This is a genomic window from Nonomuraea montanisoli (genome assembly GCF_013363975.1).
Taxonomy (GTDB): domain Bacteria; phylum Actinomycetota; class Actinomycetes; order Streptosporangiales; family Streptosporangiaceae; genus Nonomuraea; species Nonomuraea montanisoli.
Genome location: NZ_JABWGN010000017.1, coordinates 75,106 through 87,311, shown reverse-complemented (window position 1 = coordinate 87,311; position 12,206 = coordinate 75,106). Strand labels below are relative to the sequence as shown.

At 72.7% G+C, this 12,206-nt stretch carries 12 protein-coding genes; 9 read left to right on the top strand and 3 right to left on the bottom strand.

Going from position 1 to position 12,206, the window contains the following annotated elements:
- Positions 1-9: 9 nt before the first annotated feature.
- On the top strand, positions 10-690 hold the full coding sequence (locus HTZ77_RS36215; RefSeq protein WP_175594263.1) for a MerR family transcriptional regulator: 681 nt from the start codon (positions 10-12) through the stop codon (positions 688-690).
- 10 nt (positions 691-700) lie between these two features.
- Positions 701-1,588, top strand: a complete 888-nt coding sequence (locus HTZ77_RS36210; RefSeq protein WP_175594262.1) for an alpha/beta fold hydrolase — start codon at positions 701-703, stop codon at positions 1,586-1,588.
- Here the strand turns inward: HTZ77_RS36210 and HTZ77_RS36205 are convergent.
- The gene (locus HTZ77_RS36205) at positions 1,556-2,230 is read right to left on the bottom strand and encodes a ThuA domain-containing protein (RefSeq protein WP_175594261.1); all 675 of its coding nucleotides are present in this window, start codon (positions 2,228-2,230) and stop codon (positions 1,556-1,558) included. The two genes, HTZ77_RS36210 and HTZ77_RS36205, sit on opposite strands and share 33 nt — an antisense overlap.
- Before the next feature lie 109 nt (positions 2,231-2,339).
- Here HTZ77_RS36205 and HTZ77_RS36200 point away from each other — a divergent pair, with 109 nt between their 5' ends.
- The 3 genes from HTZ77_RS36200 (at position 2,340) to HTZ77_RS36190 (ending at position 6,280) form a co-directional block, all read left to right on the top strand.
- Entirely contained in the window at positions 2,340-3,101 is a 762-nt protein-coding gene (locus tag HTZ77_RS36200; RefSeq protein WP_175594260.1) for an SDR family NAD(P)-dependent oxidoreductase, read from the top strand.
- A 78-nt stretch (positions 3,102-3,179) separates the two neighbouring features.
- Positions 3,180-4,844, top strand: coding sequence for an FAD-dependent oxidoreductase (locus HTZ77_RS36195; RefSeq protein ID WP_235995659.1), 1,665 nt, complete (start codon positions 3,180-3,182; stop codon positions 4,842-4,844).
- Positions 4,841-6,280, top strand: a complete 1,440-nt coding sequence (locus tag HTZ77_RS36190; RefSeq protein ID WP_175594259.1) for an ATP-binding protein — start codon at positions 4,841-4,843, stop codon at positions 6,278-6,280. The genes HTZ77_RS36195 and HTZ77_RS36190 overlap by 4 nt, the downstream gene beginning before the upstream one ends.
- 285 nt (positions 6,281-6,565) lie before the next feature.
- Here HTZ77_RS36190 and HTZ77_RS36185 read toward each other — a convergent pair whose 3' ends face one another.
- Positions 6,566-6,799, bottom strand: coding sequence for a transposase (locus HTZ77_RS36185; RefSeq protein WP_268960213.1), 234 nt, complete (start codon positions 6,797-6,799; stop codon positions 6,566-6,568).
- A 432-nt stretch (positions 6,800-7,231) separates the two neighbouring features.
- Here HTZ77_RS36185 and HTZ77_RS36180 point away from each other — a divergent pair, with 432 nt between their 5' ends.
- The 3 genes from HTZ77_RS36180 (at position 7,232) to HTZ77_RS36170 (ending at position 11,113) form a co-directional block, all read left to right on the top strand.
- Positions 7,232-8,326 (top strand): M20 family metallopeptidase, encoded by a 1,095-nt coding sequence (locus tag HTZ77_RS36180; RefSeq protein ID WP_175594390.1) that lies wholly within the window; start codon positions 7,232-7,234, stop codon positions 8,324-8,326.
- Between the two features lie 170 nt (positions 8,327-8,496).
- Complete coding sequence (locus tag HTZ77_RS36175; protein WP_175594258.1) at positions 8,497-9,552, top strand: LLM class flavin-dependent oxidoreductase; 1,056 nt, start codon at positions 8,497-8,499, stop codon at positions 9,550-9,552.
- 58 nt (positions 9,553-9,610) lie between these two features.
- Positions 9,611-11,113, top strand: coding sequence for an AMP-binding protein (locus HTZ77_RS36170; protein ID WP_175594257.1), 1,503 nt, complete (start codon positions 9,611-9,613; stop codon positions 11,111-11,113).
- A 30-nt stretch (positions 11,114-11,143) separates the two neighbouring features.
- Here the strand turns inward: HTZ77_RS36170 and HTZ77_RS36165 are convergent, their stop codons facing one another.
- Complete coding sequence (locus tag HTZ77_RS36165; protein ID WP_175594256.1) at positions 11,144-11,761, bottom strand: TetR/AcrR family transcriptional regulator; 618 nt, start codon at positions 11,759-11,761, stop codon at positions 11,144-11,146.
- A gap of 50 nt (positions 11,762-11,811) precedes the next feature.
- Between HTZ77_RS36165 and HTZ77_RS36160 the strand changes: the two genes are divergently transcribed.
- Complete coding sequence (locus tag HTZ77_RS36160) at positions 11,812-12,165, top strand: cupin domain-containing protein (RefSeq protein ID WP_175594255.1); 354 nt, start codon at positions 11,812-11,814, stop codon at positions 12,163-12,165.
- Positions 12,166-12,206 lie beyond the last annotated feature (41 nt).

The following is a 12,206-nucleotide window of genomic DNA, read 5'->3' as shown; positions in this document are numbered from 1 at the left end:
TATCCAGTGATGCGCATCTCGGAGCTGAGCGCCCGGTCCGGCGTGGCGATCGCGACCATCAAGTACTACCTGCGCGAGGGCCTGCTGCACCAGGGCGAGCAGGTCGCCGCCACCCGCGCCGAGTACGACGACTCCCACCTGCGCCGGCTGCGGCTGATCCGGGCCCTGCTGGAGGTCGGCAGGCTGCCCGTGGCCGCCATCAAGCAGGTGGTCGAGGCCGTGGAGGACGAGACGCTGCCCATCCACCAGGTCCTCGGCACCGCCCACTACGCCCTCGGCCCCACGGTCGAGCCCGAGCCCGGCGAGGCGTGGGACGCGGCCCTGGCCGAGGCCGACCGGGTCGTCGCCGGCCAGGGCTGGACGATCACGCCGCAGGCTCCGACCCGGGCCGAGCTGGCCCAGACGCTGCTCACGCTGCGCCGGCTCGGCATGTCCGTCGACCTGACCCGCTACGCCGAGACCGCGCGGCGGATCGCCCGCGACGACATGGACAAGATCCCGATCGACGCGCCCCGGGAGAGCGCCGTGGAGGCGCTGGTGCTGGGCACGGTCCTGTACGGCCGGGCGCTCGACACGCTGCGCCGCATGGCCCACGAGTCGGAGTCCGCCCACCGCCTCGGCCTCGTCCCGGCCCCCGAGGCGCCGGAAGCCCGCGCCACCGGGACGGATCAAAGCGGGCCCACCGGGTAGGCGCGCTCCCATGTTCGAGAACTTCGCGGCGGACCGGATCGACGTGGGCGAGGCCGAGCTGTTCGTCCGCCACGGCGGCGCCGGCGCCCCCGTGCTCCTGCTCCACGGCCACCCGCGCACCCACGCCACCTGGCACCAGGTGGCCGCCCGGCTGGCCCCCCACCACACCGTGGTCTGCCCCGACCTACGCGGCTACGGCCGCTCCTCCAAGCCCCCCCCCACCCCCCACCACCAGCCGTACTCGAAGCGGGCGATGGCCCGCGACATGGTCGCGCTGATGCGCGCGCTCGGTCACGACCGGTTCGCCGTCGTGGGCCACGACCGGGGCGCGTACGTCGCCCACCGGCTGGCCGTGGACCATCCCGACACGGTCAGCCGGCTGGTCGTGCTCGACGCCGTCCCGATCGGCGAGGCGCTGGCCCGCTGCGACGCGCGGTTCGCCGCGAGCTGGTGGCACTGGTTCTTCCTCGGCCAGACCGCCAAGCCCGCCGAGCGGGTCATCAACGCCGACCCCGACGCCTGGTATCAGTACACCGACGAGCACATGGGACGGGAGGCGTACGAGGACCTGCGCGCGGCCCTGCACGACCCGGAGGTCGTGCACGCGATGTGCGAGGACTACCGGGCCGGCCTCGGCGTCGACCGGGAGGCCGACGAGGCCGCGCGGGCGGCGGGCCGCCGGGTCCGCTGCCCGGCGCTGTTCCTGTGGGGCTCCAAGGACGACATGGAGGACCTGTACGGCGACCCGCTCGCGCTCTGGCACTCCTGGGCCGACGACGTGCGCGGGCACGCCGTCGACAGCGGCCACCACATGGCCGAGGAGATCCCCGGCGAGCTGGCGCGGGAGATCCGGGAGTTCCTGGCGTCAGTCCCCCACGGTGACGGGACGCTTCAGTAACCACAGCGCGGCGCGCCGCAGCAGCGTGCGGTGGATCTCGTTGTCGTAGGAGCGGGTGTCGTGGCCGAGCGCGTCGTAGACCACGCGCCCGCGCCGCACCGGCCGGGCCCAGATGAGGGGCTGCCCGTTGGAGGAGGCGAGAGGCCGCACGTCGGGCAGCACCTCCAGGTCGCTGTAGACCTCGTCCACCACGTCGAAGTCGCGCAGTCCCTCCACGATCGGGTGCTCGCCGTGGACGCGCACCCCGGTCCAGCCGAGCGGCGGATGGTGCGATTTGGGCCAGGTCCAGCACCCGCCCAGCACGCGCGGCCACCCCTGCCAGTCGTCGAAGCAGATGGAGGCGGCGTGCATGGCCAGCACGCCGCCGCCGCGCTCCAGGTGGTCCAGCAACGTGGTGCGGGCCTGGGCGGGCAGCTCGAAGCGCCACTGCGCGCGCAGATCGGCGAAGCGGTCCTGGCCCATCCGCCAGCGCAGGGCGTTGACGGTGATGAGCTGGTGCTCGGAGGGCTCGCTGAGCGCGCCGGCGATGTCCTCGGTGATCTCCGACTCGATCCCGACCTCGGCCAGCACCTCGGCGAGTGCGGCGGAGGTGGCGTCGAAGTCGTGGAACGGGCCTCCTGACAGGATCAGATTTCTCGCCATCGCCCCACCTCATCATGCCCGCCGCGGCTTTTCCACCGAACAGCCGCGCGGATCGGCCGCCCGCGTGCCCGGCGGCGGGCGGCCCCGGACGGGCTCCTATAGTCGCCTCATGGATCTCGGTATCGCGGGCAAGGTCGCACTCGTCACGGGAGGCAGCGCGGGCATCGGCCTGGCCGCCGCCCGGAGCCTGGCGCGGGAGGGCTGCGACGTCTGCGTGACGGCCCGTGACCCCGAGCGGCTGGCCGACGCCGTGGTGGGGCTCCAGGAGTTCGGCGGCGTGGTCCACGCCGTGCTGGCCGACGTGGAGGACCCGGCCTCGGCCGCCCGCGTCGCGGCCGAGACGCGCGACGTGCTGGGACCGGTGGACATCCTCGTGGCCAACGCCGGCGGCCCGCCCGCCGGGCGGTTCACCGACAAGAGCCTGGAGGAGTGGGAAGTGGCGATCCAGCGCAACCTGCTGGGCACGGTCCGCCTCATCCACGCGGTGCTGCCCGAGATGCGCTCGCGGGGCTGGGGACGGATCGTCACGGTCACCAGCCGCTCGGCGCGCGAGGCGCTCGACGGCCTGGCCCTGTCCAACGCCACCCGCTCGGGCGTGGCCGGCATCGTCCGGACCCTCGCCCGGGAGGTCGGCGGCGAGGGCGTGCTGGTCAACAACGTGATGCCGGGCCCGATCGCGACCGACCGGCTGCGCGAGCTGGCGGGCGGCGACGAGGGCCTGGCCGGCCGGGCCGCGCGGGTGCCGGTGGGCCGGATCGGCGAGCCGGAGGAGGTGGGCGACGTGGTGGCGTTCCTCGCCAGCGAGCGCGCCTCGTACGTCAACGGCGTCTCGCTGCTGGTGGACGGCGGCGAGAGCCGGGTCATCGCCTGACCCCGGCCGCTGGACGGCCTGCCGGCGCCGACTTGCTGGTAGGCCCGTTTGGCGTGACATGCTTCGAATGAGAACCTCATGGAAGGCAGGGCCATGGACAAGCCGGTCATCGTGACGGTGGACGACGATCCGGGTGTGTCGCGGGCGGTCGCCCGTGACCTGCGCCGCCGTTACGGGCAGACCTACCGGATCGTCCGCGCCGAAGCGGCGGACCAGGGCATCGAGGCCGTCAAGGAGATGCGCCTGCGCGGCGACGAGGTGGCGGCGATCCTCGCCGACTACCGCATGCCGCAGATGAACGGCGTGGAGTTCCTCGAAGCGGCCATGGACATGTACCCGTACGCGCGCCGGGTGCTGCTGACGGCCTACGCCGACACCGACGCCGCGATCCAGGCGATCAACGTGGTGGACCTCGACCACTACCTGCTCAAGCCCTGGGACCCGCCGGAGGAGAAGTTCTACCCGGTGATCGACGGCCAGCTCGACGCCTGGCACCGCACCGACCGGGTGGAGGTGGCGGAGCTGCGCGTGGTGGGCGACCGCTGGTCGGCCCCGTCGTACCGGGTGCGCGACTTCCTGGCCCGCAACCACGTCCCGTACCAGTGGATGCTGTCGGAGGACCCCGAGGGCGCCCAGCTCGTCGCGGCGGTCGGCGAGCAGTGCCACCTGCCGCTGGTGGTCACGGCCGACGGCACGTCCCTGCAGGCGCCCGACCCGTCCACGCTGGCCTCGGCCGTGGGGCTGTCCACGACGCCGGCCACCGACTTCTACGACCTCATCGTGGTCGGCGGCGGCCCGGCCGGGCTGGGGGCGGCGGTCTACGGCGCCTCCGAGGGGCTCAACACGGTCCTGGTGGAGGCGCAGGCGTCCGGCGGCCAGGCCGGTCAGAGCTCGCGGATCGAGAACTACCTGGGCTTCCCCGACGGCGTCTCGGGCCAGCAGCTCGCCGACCGGGCCCGCCGGCAGGCGCTGAAGTTCGGCGCCGAGCTGCTGAGCGCGCGCAAGGTCACCCACCTGGAGCCGCGCGGCCAGGCCCGCGTGGTCGGCTTCAAGGACGGCGGCGAGATCGCGGCGCACGCGGTGATCCTGGCCACCGGCGTCACCTACCGGCGTCTGGAGGCGCCGGGCCTGGACGAGTTCACCGGCCGGGGCGTCTTCTACGGCGCCGCGCTCACCGAGGCGCCGTCGTGCCGCGGCCTGGAGGTCTACATCGTGGGCGCGGCCAACTCGGCCGGCCAGGCCGCGGTCTACCTGTCGGGATTCGCGAGCAAGGTCCATCTGTTGGTGAGAGGTGATGGATTGGAGAGGTCCATGTCCCACTACCTCATCGAGCAGATCGACGCCATCCCCAACATCGAGGTCCACACCCAGACCCAGGTCACCGGCGGCGCGGGCGACGGGCATCTGGAACGGCTCACGCTCAGCACGAAGGGCGAGGAGCGCACCGTGGACGCGCAGTGGCTGTTCGTGTTCATCGGCGCCGAGCCGTACACCTCCTGGCTGGGCGACACGGTCGAGCGCGACTCCAAGGGCTTCGTGCTGACGGGGCCCGACCTGCTGCAGGGCGGCCGGCGGCCGCGCAACTGGCCGCTGCGCCGCGAGCCGTACTACCTGGAGACCAACGTCCCCGGCGTGCTGGCCGCGGGCGACGTGCGCGCCGAGTCGATCAAGCGGGTCGCCTCGGCCGTCGGGGAGGGCGCGATGGCCGTCGCGCTCGTGCACCGCTACCTGGAGAAGCAGTGACCACCACCACGATCGACATCGACGAGCTGCGCAAACTGTTCCTGTTCGAGCGGCTCACCGACGAGCAGCTCACCAAGCTGGCCATGAGCGGCCAGGTCCAGTCGTACCAGGCCGACGACCTGGTCATCCGGCAGGGCGACCCCGCCGAGTGCTTCGCGGTGCTCATCGAGGGCGAGATCCAGATGGTCCAGGAGACGGTCAGCGCCGGCACCGTCGCGATGCCCCGCACCTCCCAGCCCGGCGTGTACGGCGGGGCCACCTCCGCCTACCTGGGCGACCGGGCGCCGCAGACCTACCAGCACTCGCTGCGGGTCACCGCGCCGAGCCGGATGTTCCTGCTGCCGGCCAGGAAGTTCGCGCACATCGTGGCCGAGTGGTTCCCGATGGCGATGCACCTGCTCGACGGCATGCTGTCGGGCGGCCGGATGCAGCGGGAGGTCATCGACCGCAGGCAGCGGCTGACGGCGCTCGGCACGATCACCGCCGGGCTCACCCACGAGCTGAACAACCCGGCCGCCGCGGCGGTCCGCGCCGTGGGCGAGCTGCGCACGCTGATCAGGTCGTCCCGGATGGAGCTGGCGCAGCTCGCCGAGAACGGCATACCGCCGGAGCGGCTGCGCGCGCTGGTCGAGATGCAGGAGAACTGCACCGCGGCCCTGGGCAAGCTGCCGCCGCGCTCCCCGCTGGAGATCTCCGACGCCGAGGACGAGCTGGGCGAGGCGCTGGAGGAGCTGGGCCTGGACGGCGCCTGGGACCTGGCCCCGGCGCTGGTCCAGGCCGGCTTCGGCCAGGCCCACCTGGACAAGGTGCGCAGCAAGGTGGGCGACGAGCACGCCCCGGCCGCGCTGCGCTGGCTGTCGGAGGCGGTCGAGATCTCGCAGATGCTGGGCGAGGTGACCGAGGCCACCGAGCGCATCTCGTCGCTGATCCGCTCGGCCAAGCAGTACTCCCAGATGGACCGGGCGCCGTTCCAGATCGTGGACGTGCACGACCTGCTGGACAGCACGATCGCGATCTTCCGCGGGAAGATCCCGCCGGGCATCAGCGTGGTCACCGACTACGACCGGACGCTCCCCCCGATCCCGGCCTACGGCGGCGAGCTGAACCAGGTGTGGACCAACCTCATCCACAACGCCCTCGACGCCATGGGCGCGGACGGCACGCTGACGATCCGCACCGCGCACGACGAGGACGAGGCGATCGTCGAGATCGGCGACACCGGCCCCGGCGTGGCCGACGCGATCAAGGACCGGATCTTCGAGCCGTTCTTCACCACCAAGAGCGTCGGCCAGGGCACCGGGCTCGGGCTGGACATCTCGTACCGGATCGTCGCCGGGCGGCACGGCGGCGAGATCAAGGTGCGGTCGGTGCCCGGCGAGACGTGGTTCGAGGTGCGTCTTCCGCTGCGGGAGCCCGCCTCCGCCGCCGCGGAGTGACGCAGCGAAGTGACGCGGCGGAGTGATCCGAACGCGGGGACGGCGGCACGGGCTCAGCCGACCAGGCGGCCGTCCTCGCGGTGGATCCAGCGCGTAGCCCAGCAGGGCGGGCACGACCTCCACCCGCGGCCGGACGACGCCGCGCCGCAGCAGCGACTGGATCGCCCGGTAGGCGGTCGACTAGCTCGTAACGAGAGCGAGCTGACCCTCGGACAGCTCGGCCAGCGCGGTCACTCACGCTGCTCGTGGTGTGACTCCTCCCCTCTCTAAGAGAGCGGCTTCTCGCTAGGCCGCTTCCGCAGCGTCGCGAAGGGCAAGCCCTGCCCTCAAGATGTTGACAGCCGCGTTCAGGTCGGCGTGCGCGGTGTGTCCGCACGCCGTACATCGGAACTCGGCCTGGGTGGTGCGGTTCTCCTTCGCGCAGTGCCCGCATTCGGCGCACGTGCGGGAGGTGTTGGCGGGGTTCACTGCGATCAGCTTGCGACCGGCGCTTTCAGCCTTGTGCGACAGGATCGTCAGGAACGCGGACCAACCCGCATCCTGAATGCTCTTGTTCAGCCCCGACGTGGTACCTGAGGTCGTACGCCGCGCCGGGGAAGGTGCGCACCTGGCGAGTCACGCGATCATTATCACAGTGTCACGCATCTGGTACACGGTGAATAGGGATCTTTGATGCGTAGGCCAGACAGGTCAGGGCACGCTCAGACCTGACTGTCCTCCCGCTCCCGATTCCCCCCGTCGCCTGAAGGTGACGGTGTCCCCTGGGGAGATTGTGGTGGACAGTACTGCTCTCGGTGTTCTGGTGGCTCGGCGTCCCGCTGGGCCCCGGCGCACCCGTCCGCTGACCCACGAGCACCCGTCCGCCAGCCTCAGAGCCGGGGCGGCCGTCCGCCGGCCCCAGGAAGGAAACCCGTGTCGATCACCGACTGGACCCGGGGGGCCCTGCCCGCCATGCTCGACGACATCCGCGCGGTCGTCGAGCTGGAGACCCACAGCTCCGACAAGGCCATGCTGACCGTCGGGCTCGGCGGCGTGCGCGCCCTGACCGCCGAGCGGCTGGGCCCGCCCGACCTGGTCGCCGTGCACGACGGCGGCGAGCTCGGCGACGTGCTGGAGCTGACCTACCGGGGCACCGCTCCCGGCACCGTGCTCATGGCCAGCCACTACGACACCGTGTGGCCGACGGGCACGCTGGCCGAGTGGCCGTTCACCGTGTCCGGGGGCAAGGCGACCGGGCCGGGCGTGTTCGACATGAAGACGGGCCTGGTGCAGTCGATCTGGGCGGTGCGCGGGCTGCGCGAGCTGGGTCTGCCCCACCCGTCTGTGCGGCTGCTGTTCAACGGCGACGAGGAGATCGGCAGCCCGTTCTCCCGGCCGTACATCGAGGCCGCCAGCGAGGACGCCCTGGCGACGCTGGTGTTCGAGGCGTCGGGCGGCGGCGCGCTGAAGACGGCGCGCAAGGGCGTCGGCCTGTTCGACGTGACCGTCACCGGGATCGAGGCGCACGCGGGCCTCGACCCCGAGGCGGGAGCGAGCGCCATCCACGCGCTGGCCGAGATCATCACCCAGATCACCGGGGCGGCCGCCCCCGAGCGCGGCACCACGGTCAACGTCGGCCTGGTCAGCGGCGGCACCGGCCGCAACGTCGCGGCGGGACACGCCACGGCGGGCATCGACGTGCGGGTCAGCGAGCCGTCGGAGATGGCCCGGGTCGAGGAGGCGTTCGCCGCCGTGAAGGCCGCCGACCCGCGGGTCACGGTCACCGTGTCGGGCGTGTGGAACCGGCCGCCGATGACGCAGAACCCCGCCTCGCAGCGGCTGTTCAAGGAGGCCCAGGCGGTGGCGGCGGGCTTCGGGATGCCGCTGGAGGAGATCTCGGTGGGCGGCGCCAGCGACGCGAACTTCGTCTCGGCGCTGGGCCGGCCGGTGCTGGACGGCCTGGGCGCGGTGGGCGGCGGCGCGCACGCACGGCACGAGCATGTGGTCGTCGGCGACATCCCGGAGCGGACGGCGCTGACGATGGGGCTGATCACCGCCCTCGCCTGAGGCGCCGGGCGGGCGCCGGGCGGGCGGCGGGCGGGCGGCGGGCGGGCGGCGGCGCGGGCGGCAGGGGCGGCGGCGCGGGCCAAAGCTTCGCGCGGCGGGGGTCTCAAGCGGGGACAGACCTGATACGCTCCCAAGCGAGCGCTTGGTTTACCCCTCCGAGAGGCCGCCGCATGAAGTTCTCAACCTTCCACCTCTTCCACCGCTTCGACGGGCAGAGCTTCGAGGACGTCTACGCCTACCATCTGGAGCTCATCCAACTGGCCGAGGAGCTGGGATTCGACGGGGTGAGGCTGGCCGAGCACCACTTCCGCGACTACGGCGTGGCGCCCAACCTGTTCACCATGCTGGCCCACGCCGCCGCCCGCACCTCACGCCTGCGGCTCGGCACCGGCATCGTGGTGCTGCCGCTGCACAACCCCATCCACGTGGCCGAGGAGGCCGCCCAGGTGGACGTGCTCTCCGGCGGGCGCCTGGACCTCGGCATCGGCCGCGGCTACCAGAGCTACGAGTTCGAGGGCTTCGGCGTGGACCTGGCCGAGGCCCGCGACCGCTTCAACGAGGCGCTGGAGGTGATCCTGGGCCTCTGGACGCGCGAGTCGTTCCAGCACGAGGGAAAGTTCTACCGGACCGGCACCGAGGTGTCGCTGGTCCCCCGCCCTCTCCAGGCCCCGCACCCGCCGCTGCACGTGGCCGCCGTGTCGCCCGAGACCGTCACCATGTACGCCGAGCGCGGCCTGCCCATCCTGGCCGACCCGGTGGCGACGTTCCGCAAGGTCGTCAAGGCGGCCGAGACGTGGCGGGACACCGCGGCCCGCGCCGGGCACCAGCCGGACGCCGAGCTGGTCGTGGCGCGCAGCGTCTACGTGGCGCCGACCGCCGAGCAGGCGCGCGAGGACCAGGCCCGGTTCGAGGCGGCCTTCGACCGCTCGCGCATCTTCAACGAGCGCAGCGCGCCCATCGACCCGCGCACGGGCAAGGCCGCGCAGGGTTTCGAGTACTACCAGGACCGCTACCTCAAGGGCGGCAGCCTGTCGCCCGACTTCCGGTGGGAGCAGCTCGACGTGATCGGCGACCCGGAGCGGGTCGTCGAGCAGATCACGCTGCTGCGCGACGCCGGCTTCGCCAACCTGCTCTGCGACTTCGGCAGCACGCGGCCCATGCCGCTGGAGGAGATGAAGAAGGTCATGCGCTTCTTCGCCGCCGAGGTCATGCCCGCCTTCGCCTGACTCTCCGTCCTCGTCCTCGCCCTCGTTCGACCCGCGGCGTTCACCCCCTGGAGGCGCGATGATCCACAGCCTGACCCTCTCGGACGTCCTCGCCGAGCACGCCCGCAGCCGCCCGGAGACGACGGCGGTCGTGGACGGCGAGGTCCGGCTCAGCTATCCCGCCCTGGACGAGCGCGTCTCGCGCCTGGCGGACGCCCTGGCGGCGCACGGGGTCGCGCCCGGCGAGCGCGTGCTCTGGCTCGGGCAGAACTCCCACGCCGTGCTGGAGCTGCTGCTGGCCTGCTCGCGGCTCGGGGCGGTCTTCTGCCCCGCCAACTGGCGGCAGTCCGCCGACGAGCTGCGCTTCGTGGTCGAGGACCTGACGCCGCGCGTGGTGGTCTGGGAGCCGTCGGAGGCGACGACGGCCGTGCAGGAGGTGCTGGGCGCGTCCGCCGCCGTGTGGGTGCGGGTGGGGCAGGCGTACGAGGAGCTGGTGGCGGGCGGCTCGGTGCGCGACTTCCCGCAGGTCGCCGACACCGAGCCGGCGCTCGCCCTCTACACCGCCGCCTTCGACGGCCGGCCGAACGCGGCCCTGCTCAGCAGTGCCGCCCTGGTCGCGCACAGCGCGTCGCTGCTGGTGGTCCGGCAGATGGAGCCGGGGTTCACGTTCCTCGGCAGCGGGCCGCTGTTCCACGTGGGCACGATGATGTTCTGCCTGGCCACGCTGCAGATCGGCGGGACGAACGTGTTCACTCCCGCGTTCGACCCCGAGGAGGTCTGCCGGCTGATCGACGCCGAGCGGGTCACGCAGGCGTTCCTGTTCGGGCAGATGATCGACGCCGTGGTGGCGGTGCGGCCGCAGGGCAAGTACGACCTGTCGTCGCTGCGGTTCGTCTCGCACTCGGCGGAGTGGGACGAGCTGATCACCGTGGACGACTCGCCGTGGTGCCGGTCCAAGATGGGCGGGTACGGCCAGACCGAGGTGGGCGGCATGCTCACGTTCCTGGGGCTGGCGCCGGGGGCGGCGGGGTTCGCGGGGCGGCCGTCGCCGCTCGTCCAGGTGCGGATCCTGGCGCCGGACGGCAGCGAGGTGCCGGCCGGGGAGGTGGGCGAGATCTGTGCGCGCGGCAAGACCCTTTTTTCCGGATATTTCGCCCGACCGGAGTTAAATACGGCGAAGTTCGCCCATGGGTGGCATCACACGGGCGACCTCGGGCGCCGCGAGCCCGACGGCACGATCACCTTCATCGGCCCCCGCCTCCGCATGATCAAGTCGGGCGCCGAGAACGTCTACCCGGCCGAGGTCGAGCGGGCGCTCAAGTCCCACCCCGCGGTGGCCGACGCGGCCGTCATCGGCGTCCCGGACGAGCGCTGGCACCAGGCGGTCCGGGCCGTGGTGGTGCTCGCCCCGGACGCCACCGCGACGGCCGAGGAGCTGATCGGCCACGTCAAGGGCCTGCTGGCCTCGTACAAGAAGCCTCGTGACGTGGTGTTCGCCGACGCCATCCCGAAGCGCGGTTTCACGCCCGACTACGACGCCCTCGACCAGACCCACGGCGGCGGCAACTACCCGGGCACCTGACCCGCACGCGGGTGGTGCGGCGCCGCGGGGCTACGGCCGAGGGTTCTCCTGGCCTGGGGCGTGCTGGTCGAGGGCGGCCGCGAGCAGGGCCCGCGCCGACCAGCGCATGGTGTCGGCCGCCTGCCGCCGGGTGAGTCCCGCGATGTCGGTGAGCCAGATCAGCGACTCGATGCCGGTGGCCGAGCGGATCGTCACGGCCAGCCCGTGCACGTCCAGGCCCGGGTGGGTGTCGCGGAGCGGGGCCAGGGCGTCTTCGATCCAGCCGATGGCCCGCCCGCCGCGCAGGGGCTGCCGGCCCGCCCCGGGCTGCAGGGACAGGCGCAGCGAGGCGCGTAGCTGCGGCTCCCAGTCGAGGGTGAGCCGGGTGAAGGCGGCCATCACCAGGTCCAGCCGGGCGACCGGGTCGGCGGGCGGGTCCGGCGGGAGCAGCGAGGTCTGCTCGATCTGGGGATGGGCCGCGGCGAGCAGGGCGTACTGGTTCGGGAAGTAGCGGTAGGCGGTGGTGCGGGAGATGCCGGCCGCGGCGGCGGCGTCCTCGACGGTGGGATCCTCGCCGTCGGCCAGCAGGCGGCGGGCCGCCTCGACCAGGGCCTGCCGGGTGCGGGCCTTCTGCTGCCGGCGGCCGGTCAGCTCATATGGTACCGACATACCCATCATGGTACTGTGATCCCATGTAGCGGTCCGCCTGTGAGGTGTCCATGAGCGTCGATCCCGCGGTGACGAATCCCGACCTGTACACGGTGGTCTTCGAGAACGAACGCGTCCGGGTGCTGCGCTACCGCGACCGGCCGGGCGACGCGACCAGCCCGCACGGGCATCCCGACAGCGTGATGGTGACGCTGTCCTCCTTCACCCGCCGCCTCACCGCGGGGACGCAGCAGGTCGAGGTCGCCCTGGAGGCGGGGCAGGTGCGGTGGCTCGGCGCGCAGGAGCACGCGGGGCGCAACATCGGCGACACCGAGACGCACGCGATCTTCATCGAGCTCAAGGAGCCGCCGGTGCGTGCCGTCCCCTCCTCGCCCCACCTCGGGCCCGACCGGCCCGAGGAGTGACGCCGGCCCCTCCCCTCATCGGGTGAGGGACCGTCTCGGCA